Origin of the sequence: Caulobacter sp. 17J80-11, from assembly GCF_014349105.1 — a bacterium.
Taxonomy (GTDB): domain Bacteria; phylum Pseudomonadota; class Alphaproteobacteria; order Caulobacterales; family Caulobacteraceae; genus 17J80-11.
Window position 1 is genome coordinate 60,256 of sequence record NZ_JACSJI010000001.1, and the last position, 20,302, is coordinate 80,557.

At 70.3% G+C, this 20,302-nt stretch carries 25 protein-coding genes; 14 read left to right on the plus strand and 11 right to left on the minus strand.

Annotated elements, in window-relative coordinates; translation table 11 throughout:
* Positions 1 to 35 precede the first annotated feature (35 nt).
* Both H8B08_RS00300 and H8B08_RS00305 read right to left on the minus strand, forming a co-directional pair.
* Positions 36 to 980 carry an electron transfer flavoprotein subunit alpha/FixB family protein gene (locus tag H8B08_RS00300; protein ID WP_187448238.1) on the minus strand — a complete coding sequence of 315 codons (945 nt, stop codon included), beginning with the start codon at positions 978 to 980 and terminating at the stop codon, positions 36 to 38.
* Positions 980 to 1,729: an electron transfer flavoprotein subunit beta/FixA family protein gene (locus H8B08_RS00305; RefSeq protein WP_187448239.1), complete on the minus strand. Its 750-nt coding sequence runs from the start codon at positions 1,727 to 1,729 to the stop codon at positions 980 to 982. The genes H8B08_RS00300 and H8B08_RS00305 overlap by 1 nt, the downstream gene beginning before the upstream one ends.
* Before the next feature lie 164 nt (positions 1,730 to 1,893).
* Here H8B08_RS00305 and H8B08_RS00310 point away from each other — a divergent pair, with 164 nt between their 5' ends.
* Positions 1,894 to 2,196: a hypothetical protein gene (locus tag H8B08_RS00310; RefSeq protein ID WP_187448240.1), complete on the plus strand. Its 303-nt coding sequence runs from the start codon at positions 1,894 to 1,896 to the stop codon at positions 2,194 to 2,196.
* 3 nt (positions 2,197 to 2,199) lie between these two features.
* Here H8B08_RS00310 and H8B08_RS00315 read toward each other — a convergent pair whose 3' ends face one another.
* Together H8B08_RS00315 and H8B08_RS00320 are read right to left on the minus strand one after the other, a co-directional pair.
* Positions 2,200 to 2,778: a cob(I)yrinic acid a,c-diamide adenosyltransferase gene (locus tag H8B08_RS00315; protein WP_187448241.1), complete on the minus strand. Its 579-nt coding sequence runs from the start codon at positions 2,776 to 2,778 to the stop codon at positions 2,200 to 2,202.
* On the minus strand, positions 2,778 to 2,984 hold the full coding sequence (locus H8B08_RS00320; protein WP_163261333.1) for a twin transmembrane helix small protein: 207 nt from the start codon (positions 2,982 to 2,984) through the stop codon (positions 2,778 to 2,780). Before H8B08_RS00320 ends, H8B08_RS00315 begins: the two co-directional genes overlap by 1 nt.
* Positions 2,985 to 3,290: 306 nt before the next feature.
* Here H8B08_RS00320 and H8B08_RS00325 point away from each other — a divergent pair, with 306 nt between their 5' ends.
* Together H8B08_RS00325 and H8B08_RS00330 are read left to right on the plus strand one after the other, a co-directional pair.
* Positions 3,291 to 3,947, plus strand: a complete 657-nt coding sequence (locus H8B08_RS00325; protein WP_187448242.1) for a TetR/AcrR family transcriptional regulator — start codon at positions 3,291 to 3,293, stop codon at positions 3,945 to 3,947.
* 58 nt (positions 3,948 to 4,005) lie between these two features.
* Positions 4,006 to 4,617: a TetR/AcrR family transcriptional regulator gene (locus H8B08_RS00330; protein ID WP_187448243.1), complete on the plus strand. Its 612-nt coding sequence runs from the start codon at positions 4,006 to 4,008 to the stop codon at positions 4,615 to 4,617.
* On the opposite strand, the gene H8B08_RS00335 is transcribed toward H8B08_RS00330, so the two are convergent.
* Both H8B08_RS00335 and H8B08_RS00340 read right to left on the minus strand, forming a co-directional pair.
* Positions 4,614 to 5,837: an NAD-dependent epimerase/dehydratase family protein gene (locus H8B08_RS00335; RefSeq protein WP_187448244.1), complete on the minus strand. Its 1,224-nt coding sequence runs from the start codon at positions 5,835 to 5,837 to the stop codon at positions 4,614 to 4,616. The genes H8B08_RS00330 and H8B08_RS00335 overlap by 4 nt on opposite strands.
* A gap of 123 nt (positions 5,838 to 5,960) precedes the next feature.
* Positions 5,961 to 6,386 (minus strand): organic hydroperoxide resistance protein, encoded by a 426-nt coding sequence (locus H8B08_RS00340; protein WP_187448245.1) that lies wholly within the window; start codon positions 6,384 to 6,386, stop codon positions 5,961 to 5,963.
* Positions 6,387 to 6,507: 121 nt separating this feature from the next.
* Here H8B08_RS00340 and H8B08_RS00345 point away from each other — a divergent pair, with 121 nt between their 5' ends.
* A complete protein-coding gene (locus H8B08_RS00345; RefSeq protein WP_187448603.1) occupies positions 6,508 to 6,939 on the plus strand; it encodes a MarR family winged helix-turn-helix transcriptional regulator in 432 nt (143 codons plus the stop codon).
* A 112-nt stretch (positions 6,940 to 7,051) separates the two neighbouring features.
* On the plus strand, positions 7,052 to 8,230 hold the full coding sequence (locus tag H8B08_RS00350; protein ID WP_187448246.1) for a sensor histidine kinase: 1,179 nt from the start codon (positions 7,052 to 7,054) through the stop codon (positions 8,228 to 8,230).
* Between the two features lie 45 nt (positions 8,231 to 8,275).
* On the opposite strand, the gene galU is transcribed toward H8B08_RS00350, so the two are convergent.
* Positions 8,276 to 9,154, minus strand: coding sequence for a UTP--glucose-1-phosphate uridylyltransferase GalU (galU, locus tag H8B08_RS00355; protein ID WP_187448247.1), 879 nt, complete (start codon positions 9,152 to 9,154; stop codon positions 8,276 to 8,278).
* Positions 9,155 to 9,295: 141 nt separating this feature from the next.
* On the opposite strand from galU, the gene H8B08_RS00360 reads away from it, so the two are divergent.
* Together H8B08_RS00360 and H8B08_RS00365 are read left to right on the plus strand one after the other, a co-directional pair.
* Positions 9,296 to 9,628, plus strand: a complete 333-nt coding sequence (locus H8B08_RS00360; protein ID WP_187448248.1) for a hypothetical protein — start codon at positions 9,296 to 9,298, stop codon at positions 9,626 to 9,628.
* Positions 9,629 to 9,646: 18 nt separating this feature from the next.
* Positions 9,647 to 9,922 (plus strand): hypothetical protein, encoded by a 276-nt coding sequence (locus H8B08_RS00365; RefSeq protein WP_187448249.1) that lies wholly within the window; start codon positions 9,647 to 9,649, stop codon positions 9,920 to 9,922.
* Between the two features lie 9 nt (positions 9,923 to 9,931).
* Here H8B08_RS00365 and glmS read toward each other — a convergent pair whose 3' ends face one another.
* The gene (gene glmS / locus H8B08_RS00370; protein WP_187448250.1) at positions 9,932 to 11,746 is read right to left on the minus strand and encodes a glutamine--fructose-6-phosphate transaminase (isomerizing); all 1,815 of its coding nucleotides are present in this window, start codon (positions 11,744 to 11,746) and stop codon (positions 9,932 to 9,934) included.
* 179 nt (positions 11,747 to 11,925) lie between these two features.
* On the opposite strand from glmS, the gene glmM reads away from it, so the two are divergent.
* Together glmM and H8B08_RS00380 are read left to right on the plus strand one after the other, a co-directional pair.
* Positions 11,926 to 13,278, plus strand: coding sequence for a phosphoglucosamine mutase (gene glmM, locus H8B08_RS00375; RefSeq protein ID WP_187448251.1), 1,353 nt, complete (start codon positions 11,926 to 11,928; stop codon positions 13,276 to 13,278).
* A gap of 122 nt (positions 13,279 to 13,400) precedes the next feature.
* Positions 13,401 to 14,879: a CYTH and CHAD domain-containing protein gene (locus tag H8B08_RS00380; RefSeq protein ID WP_255500620.1), complete on the plus strand. Its 1,479-nt coding sequence runs from the start codon at positions 13,401 to 13,403 to the stop codon at positions 14,877 to 14,879.
* 7 nt (positions 14,880 to 14,886) lie between these two features.
* Here H8B08_RS00380 and H8B08_RS00385 read toward each other — a convergent pair whose 3' ends face one another.
* Positions 14,887 to 15,216 (minus strand): SMR family transporter, encoded by a 330-nt coding sequence (locus H8B08_RS00385; protein WP_187448253.1) that lies wholly within the window; start codon positions 15,214 to 15,216, stop codon positions 14,887 to 14,889.
* Between the two features lie 34 nt (positions 15,217 to 15,250).
* The gene (locus tag H8B08_RS00390; RefSeq protein WP_187448254.1) at positions 15,251 to 16,375 is read right to left on the minus strand and encodes a DNA cytosine methyltransferase; all 1,125 of its coding nucleotides are present in this window, start codon (positions 16,373 to 16,375) and stop codon (positions 15,251 to 15,253) included.
* 75 nt (positions 16,376 to 16,450) lie between these two features.
* On the opposite strand from H8B08_RS00390, the gene H8B08_RS00395 reads away from it, so the two are divergent.
* Both H8B08_RS00395 and H8B08_RS00400 read left to right on the plus strand, forming a co-directional pair.
* The gene (locus tag H8B08_RS00395) at positions 16,451 to 16,921 is read left to right on the plus strand and encodes a hypothetical protein (protein WP_187448255.1); all 471 of its coding nucleotides are present in this window, start codon (positions 16,451 to 16,453) and stop codon (positions 16,919 to 16,921) included.
* Positions 16,922 to 16,947: 26 nt separating this feature from the next.
* A complete protein-coding gene (locus tag H8B08_RS00400; RefSeq protein ID WP_187448256.1) occupies positions 16,948 to 17,448 on the plus strand; it encodes a COG3650 family protein in 501 nt (166 codons plus the stop codon).
* A 9-nt stretch (positions 17,449 to 17,457) separates the two neighbouring features.
* On the opposite strand, the gene H8B08_RS00405 is transcribed toward H8B08_RS00400, so the two are convergent.
* Positions 17,458 to 17,880, minus strand: a complete 423-nt coding sequence (locus H8B08_RS00405; RefSeq protein WP_222934241.1) for a hypothetical protein — start codon at positions 17,878 to 17,880, stop codon at positions 17,458 to 17,460.
* Positions 17,881 to 17,965: 85 nt separating this feature from the next.
* Here H8B08_RS00405 and H8B08_RS00410 point away from each other — a divergent pair, with 85 nt between their 5' ends.
* The 3 genes from H8B08_RS00410 to H8B08_RS00420 all read left to right on the plus strand — a co-directional run bounded on the left by H8B08_RS00410 (position 17,966) and on the right by H8B08_RS00420 (position 20,279).
* On the plus strand, positions 17,966 to 18,397 hold the full coding sequence (locus H8B08_RS00410) for a hypothetical protein (protein WP_187448258.1): 432 nt from the start codon (positions 17,966 to 17,968) through the stop codon (positions 18,395 to 18,397).
* A gap of 80 nt (positions 18,398 to 18,477) precedes the next feature.
* On the plus strand, positions 18,478 to 19,572 hold the full coding sequence (locus tag H8B08_RS00415) for an acyltransferase (RefSeq protein ID WP_187448259.1): 1,095 nt from the start codon (positions 18,478 to 18,480) through the stop codon (positions 19,570 to 19,572).
* 77 nt (positions 19,573 to 19,649) lie between these two features.
* Complete coding sequence (locus H8B08_RS00420; protein WP_187448260.1) at positions 19,650 to 20,279, plus strand: CHAP domain-containing protein; 630 nt, start codon at positions 19,650 to 19,652, stop codon at positions 20,277 to 20,279.
* Positions 20,280 to 20,302: the final 23 nt, after the last annotated feature.

Genomic DNA, 20,302 nt, shown 5'->3' on the forward strand with positions numbered 1-20,302 from the left:
GCGCGGCTGATCGAAGGTCGGATCTGACCGACGGCTTACTTGCCGAGCTTGCTCAGCTCGTCCATCAGGGCCGGCACGGCGGTCTTGTAGTCCGTGACCCAGCCGTAGTCGGCGATCTGGAAGATCGGCGCGTCGGCGTCCTTGTTGATCGCCACGATCACCTTGGAGTCCTTCATGCCGGCCAGGTGCTGGATGGCGCCCGAGATGCCGATGGCGATGTAGAGCGACGGGGCGACCACCTTGCCGGTCTGGCCGACCTGGTAGTCGTTCGGCGCGTAGCCGGCGTCCACGGCCGCGCGCGAGGCGCCGACGGCGGCGCCCAGCTTGTCGGCCAGGGGCTCGAGCACCTTGTTGAACTCCTCGGCGGAGCCCATGGCGCGGCCGCCGGAGACGATGATCTTGGCCGCGCCCAGTTCCGGGCGGTCCGACTTCACCATCTCCTCGCCGACGAAGTCGGTCTTCGGCGCGCTTTCGCCGCCCGACAGCTTCTCGACCGGGGCCGAGCCGCCTTCACCGGCCGCCTTGAAGGCGGTGGTGCGCACGGTGATGACCTTCTTGGCCTCGTTCGACTGCACCGTCTCCATGGCGTTGCCGGCGTAGATCGGGCGCACGAAGGTCGAGCCGTCGACCACTTCGACGATGTCGGAGATCTGGCTGACGTCCAGCTTGGCGGCGATGCGCGGGGCGAAGTTCTTGCCGGCCGAGGTGGCCGGGGTCAGGACGGCGTCGTAGCCGCCCATCATCGGCACGATGGCGGCCTCGACCGCCTCGGCGATCATCTTGCCCAGGGCCGGGCTCTCGGCCACCAGCACCTTGCGCACGCCGTCGATCTTGGCGGCCTGGGCCGCGGCGGCCTCGGCGCCCTGGCCCAGCACCAGCACGTCGACGTCGTTCGACAGCGCCTTGGCGGCGGTCACGGTCTTATGCGTGGTGTCGCGGACGTGGGCGTTGTCGTGATCGGCAATGACGAGAACGGCCATTACAGCACCCCCGCTTCGTTACGCAGCTTGGCCACCAGGTCGGCGGCCCCTTCGACCTTGATGCCGGCCTGGCGCTTGGCCGGCTCGGTCACCTTCAGAACCTTCAGGCGCGGCGAGACGTCGACCCCGTAGTCGGCCGGCGACTTCACGTCGATCGGCTTCTTCTTGGCCTTCATGATGTTCGGCAGCGAGGCGTAGCGCGGCTCGTTCAGGCGCAGGTCGGTGGTCACCACCGCCGGCAGGGCCACCGACAGGGTCTGCAGACCGCCGTCGATTTCGCGGGTGACCGCCGCCTTGTCGCCGCTCATCTCGACCTTCGAGGCGAAGGTGGCCTGCGGCCAGTCGAGCAGGGCGGCCAGCATCTGGCCGGTGGCGTTGTTGTCGCCGTCGATCGCCTGCTTGCCCATCAGCACCATCTGCGGCGCTTCCTCGGCCACCACGGCCTTGAGCAGCTTGGCGACGCCCAGCGGCTCCACGTCCTGGTCCGACTGGATCAGGATGCCGCGGTCGGCGCCCATGGCCAGGGCCGTCCGCAGGGTTTCCTGCGCCTGGGTCGGCCCGACCGAGACCACCACGATCTCGGAGACGACGCCCTTTTCCTTCAGCCGGACGGCTTCTTCGACGGCGATCTCGTCGAAGGGATTCATCGACATCTTCACGTTGGCGAGGTCGACGCCGGACTGATCCGGCTTCACCCGGACCTTCACATTGTAATCGATCACCCGTTTGACCGGGACCAGAACCTTCATGGTCGCTTGCGCCCTTAGGATTGGGGAGGCGGGGCGCAGCGATTAGGTCGCGCCCGCGAGGCGGCGCGCAAAGTGGCGAGGGCGGCGGGGGCTGTCAACGTAACGCAGGGGAAGCGGCGCTCTGCGACTTGCAAACCGTGTTCGGCGGCTAGATAGAGCGGAGCATGAACGACCGTCTCATCAACCGCATGAAGGTGATCTTCCTGGTCCTGTTCGGCGTCGGCGTGGCCGGCGTCTGGGCGTACCAGTGGTTCTGGGCGCGCCCGGCCAAGGCCTGCGCCGAGGCCGAGGCCTGGTGGGACAACGCCAGCCGCACCTGCGCGCGTCCGGTGTTCCTGTCCGACGTCACCGGCCGCCCGGTCGGCGCCAAGCGCACGCCCGAGCAGGTCGAGGCCGCCCGCGCCAAGTCCGGCCTGAAGCGCGAAGCGCAGGTCCAGGCGGAAGAGGCGGCGGCCAAGAAGGACTGACGCCTAGCGCGTCGCGCCCGGCTTCCACAGCACGTCGGCGGCGCCGTTGTCGTTGGCCCGGCGCGAGGCGACGAAGAACCAGTCCGACAGCCGGTTCAGGTATTTCAGCGCCTCGGCGTTGATGGCCTCGCCCTCGGTCCCGGCCAGACGCACGGCCTCGCGTTCGGCCCGGCGGCTGACGGTGCGGGCCAGATGCAGGTGGGCGGCGAGCGCGGACCCGCCCGGGAGCACGAAGCTGTCCAGCGGCGCCATGTCGGCGTTCATCTCGTCAATCTCGTTTTCCAGCCGCTCGACCTGGCCGGCCAGGATGCGCAGCGGCGCCCAGCCCAGATCCTTCCCGCGGTCGGGCGTGGCCAGGTCGGCCCCGAGGTCGAACAGCTCGTTCTGGATGCGGCCGAGCGCCGCGTCGAGCCAGCCGTCGGCGCCGGCGTGCAGGCGCGCCAGGCCCACGCAGGCGTTGGTCTCGTCGACCGAACCGTAGGCCTCCACGCGCGCGTCAGTTTTGGCGACCGGCTCGCCGGTTGCCAGGCGGGTCGCGCCCTTGTCGCCGGTGCGCGTGTAGATGCGGTTCAGGGTGACCATCAGCCGACGGTCTGTTTGCGCCACCAGAAGGCGATGACCAGGATGATGATGGCCACCGCCTGCAGCGCCACGCGCAGCCGCATCAGCTTGTTGGACCGCGAACGGGCGTACTCGCCGCCGCGATAAAGCGAATAGATTCCCCACCCCAGGGTTGCGGTGACCGCCAGCAGGGCGAGCGGAATCAGGACGTTGAACAAGGTCTCCATGGGTCGACCCTAGAGCAATTTGGCCCCCGATGGGGAGCCGAGGGCATTGAATCGCCCGATTTCCCGTCGACAACGGCGCGCGACGAGGAGGAGGGGGCGTGCGTGCGAATTTCGCCGAGCAAGTTCAGCCAACTTGGCACAACGGCGTCGCTCGCCATTTAATTGCACTGTTCGGCGACCTGCGACCTCTGGACACATCCCTTTCCAGCAACGAAATGTCATTATCCGACTCGGGTCGGGCGACGAGCCCGTCATTGGTTGAACAAGTTCGATGAGCGGGCGGCTCTGTCGCTCGGCGCAGGTGAAATGAAGCAAACTTCCGTTCGCGTTCCCTACGAGCCGGTCGAGGTCGCCCCGGTGACCACCAACCGGCGTGTCCTGTCCAAGATCCGCACCCGCCAAAAGGTGCTCGAGGCCGCCCGCCAGCTCTTCACCGAGCGCGGCTACGAAGCCTCGACGATCCGCGACATCGCCAAGCACGCCGGCATGTCGACGGGCGCGGTGTTCGCCAACTTCGAGGACAAGTCCGACCTCTTCGAAGCGGTGTTGATGGAAGACATGGAGCGGGTGGCCGAGCGCATGCGCGCCGCCGCCGCCGTCGAAGCCCCGGTCAACGACAAGCTGCTGTCGGTGTTCTCGGCCGGCTACGAGTACCACCTGGAGCACCTGCCGCTGATGCAGGCGATCATCGCCCAGTCGTGGCTGCGCCCGCTGAACGCGGAGCTCCGCGCCCGCGCCGCCGCCAAGGTGCTGCTGGGCATTGTCGGTGACGCGCTGCGCGACGGCTCCCGCGCCGGTGAGATCCAGGCCGAGTTCGACGTGCGCCTGGTTTCCGAGACCCTATGGGACGGATATCTGGCCAACTATCGTCGTGCGGTTTACGACGAATGGGGCCTGGACACCCTGCGGGCCCGACTGGCCGATCAGATCGAGCTTGTCCTCGCGGGGCTGAGAACCAAATAAACAGCCGGGGCCGGCGCGGAGGACGCGCCGGCCCCAGTGCTGTCCGCGGAGGAAATTGATGGGCGTCAGGGAAGCGCAGAAGCGGGCGACCCGCGAGAAGGTCGTCGAGGCTGCGCGTCAGCTGTTCGAAGAGATCGGCTACGAAGAGACGACCATCCGCATGATCGCCGAACGCGCCGGCGTCTCGGTCGGCAGCGTGTTCACCACCTTCGAAAGCAAGGTGGACATTTTCAACCACATCCTGTTCGAGAAATTCGAGGCCCTGTTCAGCGAGCTCAAGCAGATCTCGCCATACCTGAAGGGCTCGACCCGCGACCGCATCGCCTCGTTGATGTCGATCGCCTACGGCGTGGAATCCCGCCAGCTCGAGCTGATGATCTCCCACCTCGGCGCCTCGCACGGCTGGCCCGCGCGCATCGAGGAGGAGAGCAACCAGCGCCACGGCCGGCTGCTCGGCCTGTTCCGCGCCGCCCTGGAGCAGGGCCAGGCCTCGGGCGAGATCCGCACCGACGCCGACCTCGACCTGTTCTCCGAGATGCTGTTCGCGGTCTACGTGCGCAACTACCGCAAGGCCTATTACGAGAAGCTCACGCCCGAGGCGCTGTCGGCCCTGACCGAGCGGCAGCTGGCCCTGCTGTTCGAGGGCGTGGAGGCCAAGGCTTCGGCCTAGGCGCCGCCCTCCACGGCCGCCAGGTGCGGCCGCGTCGCCGCCTCCGCCGCCGCCGCGCGCTCGGCGTTCCAGTGCGACACGCATGGGATTTTCGACAGGTCGGCGCGCTCGGCGTAGCGGCCGGCGATCTCGGTCACCTCCGCCAGCAGGCCGTCCTCCAGGGTGATCGGCTCCAGGCCCAGGCCCAGGAACTTGCGGTTCTCGACCACCAGCTCGTTCTCGTCCGCCTCGTTGCGCGGATTGGTGACGTAGGCGACCTCCGCGCCGGCGATCCGCCCGACCAGCTCGGCCAGGTCGCGCACCCGGTGCGATTCCGTCATTTGGTTGAGGATGGCGACCCGCTCGCCGCGCTTGGGCGGGTGGCTCAGCGCCAGCTCCACGCAGCGCACCGTGTCCTGCAGGTTGATGAAGGCCCGGGTCTGGCCGCCGGTGCCGTGCACGGTCAGCGGATAGCCGACCGCCGACTGCATCAGGAACCGGTTCAGCACCGTGCCGTAGTCGCCGTCGTAATCGAACCGGTTGATCAGCCGCTCGTCGCGGCGGGTCTCGGCCGTCTGGGTGCCCCAGACGATGCCCTGGTGCAGGTCGGTGATCCGGACGCGGTCGTTGCGGGCGTAGAACTGGAACAGCAGGGCGTCCTGGGTCTTGGTCATGTGGTAGATGGACCCGGGGTTGGCCGGGAACAGGATCTCCTGGTCCTGCGGGCCGAGGTCCGTCTCCACCGTGACCGTCAGATAGCCTTCCGGGATCTTCAGGCCGGCCGTGCCGTAGCCGTAAACGCCCATGGTGCCGAGGTGGGCCAGGTGGATGTCCAGGCCGCTCTCCACGATCGCCGCCAGCACGTGGTTGGTGGCGTTGAGGTTGTTGTCGACGGTGTAGAGCTTGTGGCGCGCCGACTTCATCGAGTAGGGCGCGGCCCGCTGTTCGGCGAAGTGCACGACGGCGCTCGGCCGCCACTCCTTCAGCAGCGCCAGGAAGCGGTCGTAATCCTTGCCAAGCGTCAGGTTGTGGAAGCCGAGGCTGCGGCCGGAAATCTCCCGCCAGGCGGCGATCCGCTCGCCCATGGGGCGGATCGGGGTGAGCGACTGGACCTCCAGCTCGTTGTCGATGGCCCGGCGCGACAGGTTGTCGACGATCGCCACCTCCCATCCGCGCGCGGACAGGTGAAGCGCCGTCGGCCAGCCGCAGAACCCGTCGCCGCCCAGGATGAGAACCCGCATCGTCCACCCGTCCCTGACACCGCTGTGCTTGGCGTAGCGCATGCACAAGCGCGGTGAAAGAACGCTGGTTCCCGAGCGGCGCGGTAAGAGGCCCCGCCGTCGGGCGACGGCGGGGCTTGGGGCTTAGGCGGCCAAGGCCAGTTTCACGTCGATGTTGCCGCGCGTGGCGTTGGAGTAGGGGCAGACCTGGTGGGCGGCGTCGACCAGGACCTGCGCGGCGTCGCGGTCGAGATCGGGCAGGTCGACGGTCAGCGCCACCTCCAGGCCGAAGCCGCCGGCCGCGCGCGGGCCGATGCCGACCTCGGCGCTCACCTGCGCCTTGCCCAGCGCCTTGCCCTGCTGGTGGGCGACGAAGCGCAGGGCGCCTTCGAAGCAGGCCGCGTAGCCGGCCGCGAACAGTTGCTCCGGATTGGTCCCTGGACCGTTGTCGCCGCCCAGGCCGGCCGGACGGGACAGGGCGACGTCCAGGCGGCCGTCGTCGGAAGCGGCGCGGCCGTCGCGGCCGCCGACGGCGGTGGCTTTGGCGCGGTACAGGACCTGAGTGCTCATGTTCGGGGCTCCGTGCTTGTGAGCAATTCAATTGTGCACAATATAATTGTAAGTCGATCGATCGTTCGCAAGAGGGAGCGGGGACGGTATCGTCGCGGGAAGGAGAAAAATCGTGTCGGACCTGCAGCCCGCCGAGGCCCTGAAGCTGGATCGCCAGCTGTGCTTTCCGCTGTACGCGGCGTCCAACGCCGTGACCAAGGCCTATCGGCCCTACCTCGCGCCGCTGGGCCTGACCTATCCGCAGTACCTGGTCATGCTGGTGCTGTGGGAAGGCGACGGCGCCAGCCTGGGCCAGATCGGCCGTCGCCTGAAGCTGGACTCAGGCACACTGACGCCGTTGGTGAAGCGGCTCGAGGCCGCCGGACTGGTCAAGCGCACCCGCTCGCCCGGGGACGAGCGGGTGCTCGTGGTCGAACTGACCGAGGCCGGCCGCGACCTGCGCGTACGGGCCGAGGCGGTGCCCCTGCAGCTGGCCGCCCGGCTGGACATGAGCCCGGCCGTCTTCGAGCGTCTGAAGGCGGACCTCGAAGGCCTGATCGCGCAGCTGGGGTGACGGCGGGCCGTCACGTCCGGGGCGGTCCGCTGACGCCGTAGCGGCCCGTGCGGTCTGGCGCGGGAACATGGCGTGCGGGCCGGGGTTGCCCTTGACCAGTCCGGTAGGGGACATGCCCGACAGTCGCAGCTCCATGGCCGCCGCCTCGCTCGCCAAGGTGCGATGCCATCAGACCATTCTGGTCGACTTCGCGCGGGTCGCGGCCGAGTCCACGGACCTGCAGCGCCTTTTGGATCTGGCCTGCGAACACGCGGCCCGCGCCGTAGGCGTCTCCCACGCCAAGGTCCTGCAATACCGGGCGGACAAGGGCGACCTGCTGATGGTCGCCGGCCGGGGTTGGCGGGAAGGTGTGGTCGGACACGCCCGACTGGGGTCGGACATGATGTCGCCGCCGGGGCGAGCGTTTCAGACCCGCGCCACCGTCAGCATAGGCAACCTGCTGGAGGAGGGCGGCTTCCGGCCTTCGAAGGTCCTCAAGGAGCACGGCATCGTGTCCCTGCTCAATGCGCCTATCGGCGTCAACGGCGTCGTCTGGGGGGTGCTCGAACTGGACGCGCCGGAGCCGGACGCCTTCGACGACGACGACGAATGTTTTCTGATGGCCTGCTCCATGATCCTGGCGCTGGCGGTCCGACACCGCCAGGCGCAGTCGGAGCGCGAGCACACCGCGGAGCGGCTCGCCAAGCGGGTCAGCCAGGCCGACACCCTACTCAGCGAGCAGAACCACCGGGTCCGGAACTACTTCCAGCTGATCCTCGCAATCCTCGCCAATCGGAGCCGTAAGGCCGCCAACGACCAGGCGCGGGCCGATCTGGCCGACGTGATGGAGCGCGTGACGGCCGTCGCGCTCGCCCACGATCAGCTCGCCTTCCGGGAGGGCGGCTCGACGCACGTCCAGGCCGCCGATTACATCGACGCGCTTTGCCTCAGCATGGAGCGCAGCCTTGAAGGCGAGCTGCGGATCGAGCGCGACCTGGAGCCGCTGGAGCTGAGGGCCGATCGGGCCGTGCCGATGGGCCTGATCCTGAACGAGCTCCTGACCAACGCTTTGAAGTATGCGGTAAAGGGGCATCCGTCGCCCTCGCTGTCCGTACGCTTCGTGAGCGACGTCGGCACCAAGGATGCGATGCTGGCGGTGCGGGACAACGGCCAGGGCATGGGCGACAAGCGTACCGGCGCGATGGGGCTGAAGCTGGTCGAGCTGCTCGCCAACCAGCTCAGCGGCCGGATTGAGGTCGACAGCTCCAGCGCGGGCACGGAAGTGCGTCTGACGTTCCCCCTCGTGGAGTGATTGGCGCAAGCGGCCGATACCGCTTGCGGCCGCGGTCGGGCCGCCTCAAACCGCTCCGGCGAGCGCCGCCGTCACCGCCGCCCGCGCCGCTTCGCCCAGGTCGGGACGTTTCAGCGCCAGCGCCACGTTGGCGCGCAGCAGGCCGATCTTGTCGCCGCAGTCGTACGTCGCGCCCTCGTACTCGTAGGCGTAGAAGGCCTGGCGGGCCATCAGCCGGGCCATGGCGTCGGTCAGCTGGATCTCGCCGCCTGCGCCGGGCTCGTGCCGGGCCAGTTCCTCGAAGATCTGGGGCGTGAGGATGTAGCGGCCGGAGATGGCTAGGTTCGAGGGCGACGTGCCGGGCTTCGGCTTCTCGACCATGCCGCTCATCTTCACCAGCCGCCCGTCCCGCTCGGCCGGAGCGACGATGCCGTACTTGTGGGTCTCGTTCTCCGGGACCTGCTCGACGCCGATGATGTTGGCGCCCGTCCGCTCGAAGGCGTCGGCCAGCTGCGCCAGGCAGTTGGGCTCGGCGTCGACGATCACGTCCGGCAGGATGACCGCGAACGGGTCATTGCCGATCACGTCGCGCGCGCACCAGACCGCGTGGCCCAGGCCCAGCGGCTGCATCTGGCGCACGAAGCTCATCTCGCCGGCCTTGGGCAGCTCGGCCCGCAGCTGCTCCAGCAACTCGGTCTTGCCCTTGGCCTCGAGCTGGGCCTCCAGCTCGACCGCATGGTCGAAGTAGTCCTCGATCGCCGCCTTGTTGCGGCCGGTGACGAAGACGAAGTGCTCGATGCCGGCCTTGCGGCCCTCCTCGACGATGTAGGACAGGATCGGCCGGTCCACGACGTTGAGCAGTTCCTTCGGCACCGTCTTGGTGCCCGGCAGCACGCGGGTGCCGAGGCCGGCGACGGGGAGAACGGCTTTGCGGACGCGACCCATGAAGGCTCCTGATCGAATTGCCGGGCTGCACGATTAGGCCGGCTGAGCTGTTGCGCCAAGCGCGAGATGCGGGAACACCTGTCCCTCGGGCTCGTTGCCTTGCCGCGAGCCCTTAACCCATCAGCTTCACGGACTCGTGTCATGTCGGAAAATATCGTTCGCCGAGCGTTTGCCGCCGCCGCCGTGCTGGGGGCGCTGGCCCTGGCCGCGTGCGGCCAAGGCGGCAAGGCCGAAAAGCCGGTCAAGGCGAAGGTGAACGCGGCCATGCCGGCCCCCGACGCGGCGCGTGCCTCGAAAATCAACGGCCTGGGCCCCGACGGCCGGCCGATCGACGCGGTCCAGGCGGCCGAGATGAAGGCGTCCGACCTGCCGCCCCTGCCGAAGGGGGCCTACACGGAACCGTTCGAGCCCGCGCCGCTGCCGGAATCGGCCACGGCGCCGCAGGCCGCCAAGAAGGCCGCCCCCGCCGGATAACGAGAAGGAGAGATCCTGATGCGTCGAACCGTCCTGACCGCTGCGGCGGCCGCGAGCCTGCTCGGCCTCGCGGCCTGCAACCAGCCGGCGAAGGAGGCGGAGAAGACCGCCGCGGCCATGCCTCCGGACGCGGGCGGCGCGCCGTCGCCAGCCGCGCCCAATCCGGACACCTCGGCCGTGCCGCCGGCCGGCGAGGCGGCGCCGTCGACCACGCCGCCGCCGATCCAGCCGGCGACCCCGCCCGCGGGCGAGGCCACGCCGCCGGGGAAGAACGCGCCGACGCCGCCGCAGTAAGGCTCGCGCTTACTCGACGGTGACCGACTTCGCCAGGTTGCGCGGCTGGTCGACGTCCGTGCCCTTCTGGACGGCCGTGTGGTAGGCCAAGAGCTGGATCGGCACGGCGAAGACCAGCGGTGCGACCAGCGGGTGGCAGGCCGGGACCTCGACCACGCGGGTGGTGGCCTGGGCGCCTGCGCCGTTGGCGTCGGTCAGCAGGATCACCCGGCCGCCGCGGGCGGCGACCTCCTGCAGGTTGGACGCGGTCTTGTCGAACAGCTCGTCGGTGGGCGCCAGCACCACCACCGGGGTCTCCTCGTCGACCAGGGCGATGGGGCCGTGCTTCAGCTCGCCGGCGGCGTAGCCCTCCGCGTGGATGTAGCTGATTTCCTTCAGCTTCAGCGCGCCTTCCAGGGCCAGCGGGTACATGGCGCCGCGACCGAGGTAGAGCACGTCGCGGGCCTTGGCGAGATCGTGGGCGACCTGGCGGATGGGCGCGTCGGCGGCGAGCGCTTCGGCGATCAGGCGCGGGGCCTCGATCAGGTGCTGGACGAACTCGACCTCCTGCTCGCGGCCAATGCGGCCGCGCTGCACGCCGGCGGCGACGGCCAGGGCCAGCAGGGCCGAGACCTGGGCGGTGAAGGCCTTGGTCGAGGCCACGCCGATCTCGGGCCCGGCCCAGGTCGGCCACATGGCGTCGGCCTCGCGCGCCATGGTGCTCTCGTGCACGTTGACCAGGGCGGCGGTCTTCAGCCCCTGCGCCTTGCACCAGCGCAGCGCGGCGAGCGTGTCGGCGGTCTCGCCGGATTGGGAGACGGCCAGCGCCAGCGTGCCGGCGCTCACCGCCGGCTCGCGGTAGCGGAATTCCGAGGCGATCTCGACGTCGACCGGCAGGCCGGCCCACTTTTCGAAGGCGTAGCGGGCCACCTGGGCGGCGTAGTTGGCGGTGCCGCAGGCGACCACCTGGATGCGGTCGACGGCGGTGAAGTCGAAGTCGCCGGGCGCGCGCGCGCGCTTTGCCACCGGATCGACGTAGGCCGACAGGGTGTGCTGCACGCTGTCCGGCTGCTCGTGGATCTCCTTCTCCATGAAGTGCCGGTAGGCGCCCTTCTCGACCAGGGCGGCCGAGGCGGAGACGACGGTGATGGCGCGATTGGCCGGGCGGCCCTCGGCGTCGAAGATCTGCGCGCCGTCGCGGTCGACGGCGACGTAGTCGCCCTCTTCCAGGTAGGTCACGCGGTTGGTGAAGGGGCCGACGGCGAGCGCGTCGGAGCCGATGAACATCTCGCCGTCGCCCCAGCCCACGACCAGCGGGCTGCCGCGGCGGGCGCCCATGACCAGGTCCGGATAGCCCTCGACCAGAACGGCCAGGGCGTAGGCGCCGTGCAGGCGGTCCAGCACGGTCTTCAGCGCGACCAGGGGCTCGTCGCCGGCCTGGACGCGCTGGTCGACCAGCTGGGCCACGACCTCGGTGTCGGTGTCGCTGGTGAAGGTGCGGCCCGCGGCCTGCAGCTCGGCCTTCAGTTCGGCGAAGTTCTCGATGATGCCGTTGTGGACCAAGGTCACGCGCCCGGCCTGGTGGGGGTGGGCGTTGGCCTCGTTCGGGGCGCCGTGGGTGGCCCAGCGGGTGTGGCCGATGCCGACCACGCCCGGCAGCGGACGCTCGGCCAGCACGGCCTCCAGCGCGCGGATCTTGCCCGGCGCGCGGCGGCGCTCGATCGCGCCGTCGGCCTGGGACGCCACGCCGGCGGAATCATAGCCGCGGTATTCCAGCCGCTTCAGGCTGTCGATCAGGCGAGGCGCGACGGCGCTGACGCCGGAGATGCCGATGATGCCGCACATGAGCTGGATCCGCTTTTGGTTACGCTTTAACGCCCGGAGCGGAAGCGCTTTTCCGGCGGCGGGCGTCGTGGTTTATGGAAGCGCGGACCAGGTCCGCGACGACGCCTTTAGCATTCGCAAACGGCGGCGCACTTAAATCTCCATTTCGCAAAGTTTCGCGCCGCCTACGAGACCTCCTGATGACGCAACGCGCTTACTTCGGCACCGACGGCATCCGCGGTCAGGCCAACAAGCATCCCATGACCGCCGAAGTGGCGCTGCGCGTGGGCCTGGCGGCCGGCAAGCTGTTCCGCTCCACCGACGAGCGCCGCCACCTGGTGGTGATCGGCAAGGACACCCGCCTGTCCGGCTACATGATCGAGCCGGCCCTGGTGGCCGGCTTCACCAGCCTGGGCATGGACGTGCGCCTGTTCGGCCCGCTGCCGACCCCGGCGGTGGCGATGATGACCCGCTCCATGCGCGCCGACCTCGGCGTGATGATCTCGGCCTCGCACAACTCCTACCAGGACAACGGCATCAAGCTGTTCGGCCCGGACGGCTACAAGCTGTCGGACGCCATGGAGCTGAAGATCGAGAAGCACATGGACGAGGGCCTGCAGGAAGGCCTGGCGGCCCCTTCGTCGCTGGGCCGGGTGAAGCGCATCGACGACGCCCAGGCGCGCTACGTCGAGATCGCCAAGGCGACCTTCCCGAAGAAGATGAACCTGAACGGCCTGCGCGTGGTGATCGATTGCGCCAACGGCGCCGCCTACAAGGTCGCCCCGACCGCTCTGTACGAGCTGGGCGCCGAGGTGTTCGAGATCGGCGTGACGCCGAACGGCTGCAACATCAACGAGGAGTGCGGCTCCACCCACCCCAACGCCATGGCCGAGGCGGTGAAGAAGTACCGCGCCGACATCGGCATCGCCCTGGACGGCGACGCCGACCGGCTGGTGATCTGCGACGAGAAGGGCCACGTGGTCGACGGGGACCAGATCATGGCCATCATCGCCGGGGCCTGGGCCAAGGACGGCCTGCTGAAGGGCGGCGGCGTCGTCGCCACCGTCATGTCCAACCTGGGCCTCGAGCGCTTCATGGCCGGCCGCGGCCTGAGCCTGGAGCGCACCAGGGTCGGCGACCGCTACGTCATGGAGCGCATGCGCGAGGGCGGCTTCAACCTGGGCGGGGAGCAGTCCGGCCACGTCATCCTGCACGACTACTCCACCACCGGCGACGGCCTGCTGTCGGCCCTGCAGGTGTTGGCCGTGCTGGTCCAGTCGGACGTGCCCATGAGCGTGCTGGCCCGCCAGTTCGACCCGGTCCCGCAGAAGCTGGAGAACGTCCGCTTCGCCGGCGGCAAGCCGCTGGAGACCAAGTCGGTCCAGGACGTCATCGCCGACGCCGAGGCCCGCCTCAACGGCACCGGCCGGGTGGTGGTGCGCGCCTCGGGGACGGAACCGCTGATCCGCATCATGGCCGAGGGCGACGACGAAAAGCTCGTCTCGCAGGTGGTCAAGGACATTGTCGGCGCGGTGAAGAAGGCTGCGGCCTGACCAGTTTTCGTCCGGTCACGGAGCGTCCAGCTGATTTGGAAGCGCCTGCGGGGGCGGTGTAAGTTCTCTTTCCCAGCCCGGGAGAGACCGCCATTTCCGAGTCCGCGCCGCGTGAAACCGAACTGAAGCTGGAGGTCGCGCCCGGCCAGCTGGCGGCCTTGCGCGGCCACGCCCTGTTCGCGGGGGCGGAGCCGGCCAAGCGGCTGTCGTCGACCTACTTCGACACCGCCGACAACGCCCTGCACCACGCCGGCGTCAGCCTGCGCGTGCGCCATGTGAACGGCGGCCGGGTACAGACGATCAAGGCCGAGACCAAGGCGGCGCGCGCGGGCCTGTTCGAGCGCTGCGAGTGGGAGGCCCCGATCGAGGGCGAGACCCCGGACCTGAGCCTTCCGGGCGGCGACCTGGTGCGCAAGCTGACCGGCGACGGCCAGGCGCCCGAGCTCGAGCCGCGCTTCACCGTGGTGATCGAGCGGGCGGCGCGGGTGATGGAGGAGGGCGGCACGCGCCTCGAAGTCACCCTGGACGAAGGCCACGTCGAGGCGCCGGGCCTGCGCACCCCGCTGATCGAAGTGGAGCTGGAACTGCAGGAGGGCCGCGAGGAGGACCTGCTGAAGGTCGCGCGGCGCCTGCTGGACGACGTGCCCCTGCGCCTTGCGGTCCGCGCCAAGTCCGAGGCCGGCTACGAGCTGATCGGCGACGGCCAGGGCTTCGCCAAGGCGGCGCCCCTCGAACTGGACCGCAAAATGAGCGCGGCCGAGGCCTTCACCGCCATCGGCGCCAACTGCCTGTTGCACCTGCTGCGCAACGAACGCCTGGTGCGCGAGCAGCGTGCGCCCGAGGCCGTACACCAGGCGCGGGTGGCGCTACGCCGGCTGCGGGCGGCCATGTCGCTGTTCAAGGCCCAGTTCACCGACCTGGAATCCATCCGCCTGAAGGACGAGATGCGTCGGGTCGCGAGCGCGCTCGGCGACGCCCGCGACCTGGACGTGTTCGAGAGCGAGCTCCACGCCGACGGGGCCGAGCCGGAAGAGATGGAGGCGCTGAACGCGGCCTTCCTGCGCCGGCGCGAGGCCGCCTACGACGCCGCGGTCGCCGCCCTGGCGGACGCGTCTTTCGTGCGCCTGACCTTCGACATCCTGGCCTGGCTGCACGCCGGGGCCTGGCGCGACACGCCCGCGGCCCAGCGGCCGGTGCTCGAGCTGGCGGCCGACGAGCTGAAACGCCGGCGCAAGAAGCTGCGCAAGCGCGGGCCGCAGCTGCACAAGCTGACGCCCGAGGCGCGCCACCGGGTGCGCATCCAGGCCAAGAAGCTGCGCTACGGGGCCGAGTTCTTCGGCAGCCTCGCGGCGGGCGGCAAGGGGCGCAAGCGCGCCCGGGACTTCATCGCCGCCCTGAAGCCGGTGCAGGACGCCCTGGGCCAGATGAACGACGTCTCCGCGCAGGGAAAGCTGGTGCGCGGCCTGTGCGAGGGGGCCGCGCCCGGCGCCGCCTTCGCGGCCGGGGCCATCGCCGCCCGCCGGGCCCGCGAGGGGCGCAACCTGCTGAAGGCCGGTGAAAACGCCGCCCGTGATTTCGCGGTGCGGAAGCTGTTCCTCTGAGCGGCCGTCAGCGCACGGTGGATTTCGAGAACAGGTTGATCACCAGCACGCCGGCCATGATCAGGACCATGCCGGCCACGGCCGGCAGGTCCAGCGTCTGGCGGAAGCGGACCGCGCCGATGATCGCGATCAGCACGATCCCGGCCCCGCTCCAGATTGCGTAGGCGACGCCGACCGGGACGGTCTTGAGCGTCAGCGACAGCAGCCAGAAGGCGGCGCTGTAGCCGATGACGACGACCACGGACGGTCCCAGGCGTGTGAAGCCCTCCGACGCCTTCAGCGCCGAGGTGGCCGCCACCTCGCAGACGATGGCCAGGGCGAGAAAGAGATAGCTCATCGAGCTCAAGCGACCGGGGCTCCGGGCGGGTTCCTCAGGCGGCTTCGGCGGCGACGCCCGACAGAAGCGGCTCCAGCACCTGGGCGGCCAGGGCGCGCACGACCGGCACGGCCACGCCGTCGCCGGCCACCTTCAGCGCCGCGGTGGTCGCCGCCGGCAGGCGGTAGTCGTCGGGCAGGCCCATCAGCCGCGCCGCTTCGCGCGGGGTCAGCAGGCGCGCGCGCACGCGGCCGTCCTCGACCACGACGATGAACTGGCGGGACGAGCCGCCGGCCGGAGTGCGCAGGCATCCGGCCAGGCCGTCGAAGCGCACCTCGGCGCGCTGGGCGCGCACGCCGTGCTCGACCCGGACCCGGCGGTACAGCGCGCCGACCTGACGGCCGCCGGCGGCCAGCGCGGCGTCCACCTTGGCGCGGTGAACCGGGTTCATCAGCTCGATCAGGCGCGCGGTCTCCGCTTCGCCCAGCCACGTCACCGCGGCGTCCGGCTCCAGCACGGCGCCGAGGTCGGCGTTGCGCCGGGCCGGCGCGTCCAGGCCCCACCACACCCAGGCCGCCTTCAGCGTATCGGGCAGGCGCTCGAAGGCCTGCATGACGTTGCGGCCGTGGAAGGCGCCGGGGCGCCCCATGGGGCAGGGCTCGCGCGTGGCCACCACGAACACGCGCGGGCGGGACTGCGGCAGCCACAGGCCGGCGTCGACCTCCATCGCGCCGAACCGGTAGCCCTCGCGCGCCAGGGCTTCGCACAAGGCGGTGAAGTCCGCGCCCTGGCGCGAGGTCAGAAGCCCGGTGACGTTCTCGATCACCACGGCGCGGGGCGCGCGGCCTTCGCGGCCCAGTTCCTCGACCAGCTTCCAGAACCCCCAGAAGGCCGACGAGCGGCCGCCGTCCAGGCCCGCCCGAGCGCCAGCGAGGCTGAGGTCCTGGCAGGGCGACGACGCCCAGGCGAGGTCGGCGCGGCCGGGCAGGTCGGCGGCGCTCAGCGCCCACACGTCGCCCTGGCGCAGGTCCTCGGCCTCGAAGTTGGCGCGGTAGGCGGCCGCCTTCTTAGGGTCGAAGTCGTTGGCGAAGGCGCAGGCCCAGGCCGGCCCGAGGCCCAGCCGGGCCATGCCGCCGCCGGCGAAGAATTCATAGAAGGCGAGGGGGACGCGCGCGTTCATCGCGCCAGCTTACGCGAGTCGGGAGCGACCCGCCGCCAGCTTGACCCGATCCGCGGCTGAGGCATGTTGCGCCTCATGAAACCTCGGCTGTTGATTTCCTGCCTGCTCGCGGTCGCGGCGCTCGGCGCCTGCTCCCCGGTGAAGCGGGACACGACCGAGAAGGGCGACGTGCTGCCGCCGACCCGCGGCAAGGGCCAGATCGTGCTGGGCGGTGTCGACATGAACGCGCCGCTCAACGTCATCAGCGTCCAGTCGTTCTGGGGGCTGGAGATCCGCCCGGGCGGCATGCGCATGGCCGGGCTGGACCGGCCTGAACTGTTCGCGCCCAATCCCGGCCCGGTCCTGATGGGGGCCAAGGCGGTCTGGGAGACCACGGCCGACGTCGGCACGCCGCTGAAGGTGGAGATCGTCGCCAGGCCCTGCACCGACGGCCTGAGCTCGCGGGCCTATCCGCTCACGGCCAAGATCAATTTCGCCGGCGACGTCATGAACGGCTGCGCCGGTCCCCGCCAGTTCGTCGTTGAAAGCAGCTGGCGCAGCCGATAGCGGCGCGCCTCTCCAGGGAGGGTGTCTTGACCGTTCGCGCGTCCATCGCCGGCATCGGCGCGGTTCTTCTGCTGTGCGCCTGCAGCGATCACGAAAGCCCGTCCACGCCGGTCGAGCCGGCCTCCGCCCCGCCCGAGACGGCGGCGCCCGTCCCGGCTCCGGCCCCGGTCGCGGCAAGCCTGGCCGGGATCGACCTGGGCCAGCCGCTGCGGGCGATCGGCACCGAGCCGTTCTGGGGTTTGGACGTCACGGCGGCCGGCATGGCCCTGACCGGTCCCGACCGGCCGAAGACCGAGGCCCCGTCGCCGAAGCTGACGGCCCAGGCCGCGCAAGCCGTGTTCGCCGGACGCACCGCCGACGGGCGCGACCTGACCCTGACCCTCACGCCCGGGCCGTGCTCGGACGGCATGAGCGACCGCACCTATCCGCTGAACGCGGTGGTCACGATGGCCAAGGAGACCCTGAAGGGCTGCGCCGCGTCGACGGCGGCCCTGGCCCGCTCGGGCGAAAGCGGCGAAGTGCGCTGAGCCGGGCCGCTAGCGCCCGGCCAGCAGGGCCCCCACGCCCGGCACGCTCTCCAGGGTTTCACGCAGCAGGTCGCGGCCGCTGCGCGCGCGCACCCAGTCCTGGGCGACCGGCATCAGCACCTTGAGGTGACTGCGCTCGACGCCGTCGCGCTTGAGCCGATCCAGCATGCCCATGGCGTCGGCCATGGCCGCCCCGGACACCCCGCCGGCGCTCTTCATCAGGCCGCCGAACAGACCGCCGCCCGACTTCATCTGGCCGGCCGGCGAGGTCGCCAGCGCCTCGGCCCCCGGGACGGAAGCGAACAGCAGGTCCAGCTTGTCGCGCGCGGCGTGCTTGCGCAGCAGCCCCAGCGCGCCCGCCAGGGTCGCGCGCACCTGCGCTTCCGACAGGCCGGTCCGGGCCGCGCCCTGGGTGATGAGTTCGTCGATCATTTCGACCCTTTCGGCTCCGGACCTTAACGCTTCCTGCACCGCGACAGGTCCACGCTCGGGCGTAGTAACCGAGGCTCGTGGACCCATGTGGATCACTATCGCCGTCGCCGTGTTCGGAGCTTTGGTGGGCCTGTGCGTCCACAACCGGGCCGGCGCCCTCTTCATCTCCTGCACCGCTGTCGTTCTCTCGTACCTGGGCATGGGATCCCTGACCCAGTCGTGGTCGATCTATCTGAACTCCTCTGCGGCCGGCCGCCGGATCGCGGCCGACCTTGAAGCCATCGTCGGCGGCGGCCTGGGCGCGCTCTATCCGATGTTGGCCGCCGCCGCCGCGGGCGCGTTGATCACGGCCATGGTGATGCGCGCCCAGGGCGGTTCGCGCGAGTGGGACCCGGACCGGCCGCGCAAGCGCAAGCGCCGCGCCGCGGCCCCGGCGTCCTCCGACAGTCGTATCGACCGTATCCTCAACGACGGCGGCCTCGTCGACAGCCGGATCGACAGCATCCTGAAGCGCTGAACCGGCTGTCGGCACGGCCCGTGCTGTGAGCGAAGCTGGTCCGCGCGAGCGGACCCGTTTCGACACAAGGACGCGCGCCGATGACGGCCGAACACCTGAAGCCCCTGACGTCGCTGCGCTTCCTGGCGGCGCTCTGGGTCGTGCTGTTCCATTATTGGCCGAAGCTGGCCGTCGACTTCACGCCGGGCGTGGTGGCCAAAGGCTACCTGGGGGTGGAGCTGTTCTTCGTGCTGTCCGGCTTCATCCTCTGCCACGTCTATCTGGAGGCGGCGGGCGAGGGCCGGTTCAAGTACGGCGGCTTCCTGTGGGCGCGGCTGGCGCGGGTCTATCCGCTGCATCTGGCCACCCTGCTGGGCGTCGGCGCCCTGGCCGGCGCTGCGACCCTGGCCGGCTTCGGCGTGGACGCCAACGTGCTGTCCTGGGAATCGCTGCCGGCCAACCTGCTGATGGTTCACGCCTGGGGCTTCGCCCCGCAGGCCGGCTGGAACCACCCCTCCTGGTCGATCTCGGCCGAGTGGTTCGCCTATCTCTCCTTCCCCGCCTTCGCCTGGGCCGCCTGGCGCCTGCGCGCCCGGCCGCAGCTGGCGATGGCCGCCGCCTGGGCCCTGATCGCTCTGCTCTACGCCGGGTTCGAGCGCCTGGCCGGCTTCCCGCTGACCCAGGCGACCATCGCCTGGGGGGCGCTTCGGATCGTGCCCTGCTTCGCCTATGGCTGCGCCGTCTACCTGACCTGGCGCGCCGGCGCGACCAGCCGCCCGGCGACCGCGACCCTGCTGAGCGCCGCGGCCCTGATCGGCGTGGTGACCTGCGCCGCCCTGCAGCTGGCCGACGCCCTGATCGTGGCCTGGTTCGGCATGCTGATTCTGGGCCTGGCGGGGCTGAAGGGGGCCGCGGGCCGGGTGCTGTCGGCCAAGCCCTTCGTCTATCTCGGCGAGGTCAGCTACTCGGTCTACATGGTCTGCGTGCCGTGGAAGCTGCTGGCCGTGAACGGCGCCGCGCGTCTGCTGGGCCTCGGCGACGAGCACCTGCCGCTGCCTGTGTGGCTTGCGGTCGTGGCGGCGATTCCGCTGATCGCCATGATCTCCTACCACCTGGTCGAGAAGCCGGCGCGGGCGGCCATGCGCGCCTTCGCCGATCGCCGCCGGGGCGAAGCGGAGGTTCCTGCGCTCGCCTGAAGCGCGACAACGGGTCTTCAACCTTTGCCGGTTATCGGTTATCCGACTCCGATCCGAGGCGGGGAGACGCCGGAAGAATGCTGAAGAAGATCGCGGGAGCCGTTGCTGCGGGCGCCGTCGTGCTGGGCACGGCCGGCGTGGGGACGGCGCACGCCGATCCTTACTGGCAGTGCGTGACCTTCGCGCGGACGTTCTCCGGCATCCAGATCTTCGGCGACGCCTGGACCTGGTGGACGCAGGCGACCTCCGCCCACTACGCCACCGGAATCACCCCGCAGGCGGGCGCCGTGCTGGTCTTCCAGCCCTACGGCAAGATGACCCGCGGGCATGTGGCCGTGGTCAGCCAGGTGCTGACCGACCGGATCGTCCAGGTCACCCACGCCAACTGGGGCGGCAGCCGCGGCAAGGTCGAAGAGAACGTCACCATGGTGGACGTCTCCGAGAAGGGCGACTGGTCGAAGGTGAAGGTCTGGTACGACCCGACCGGCGATCTCGGCTCGACCGTCTATCCGACCTACGGCTTCATCTATCAGTCGGCCAAGGACGCGGCCGCCCAGGTGATGGCCCAGGTTTCCGGTCCGGCGGGCAAGGACGCCGCCAAGCCGGTCGCCGCGAAGGACGCCGCGGTGAAGGCGGCCCCGGGCAAGCCGGCCGCCGCCGCCAAGGACGACGCGGTCAAGGCCGCCCTCGCCAAGTCGGGTACCTGATCCGCCGATAGGCGGATCCCGCC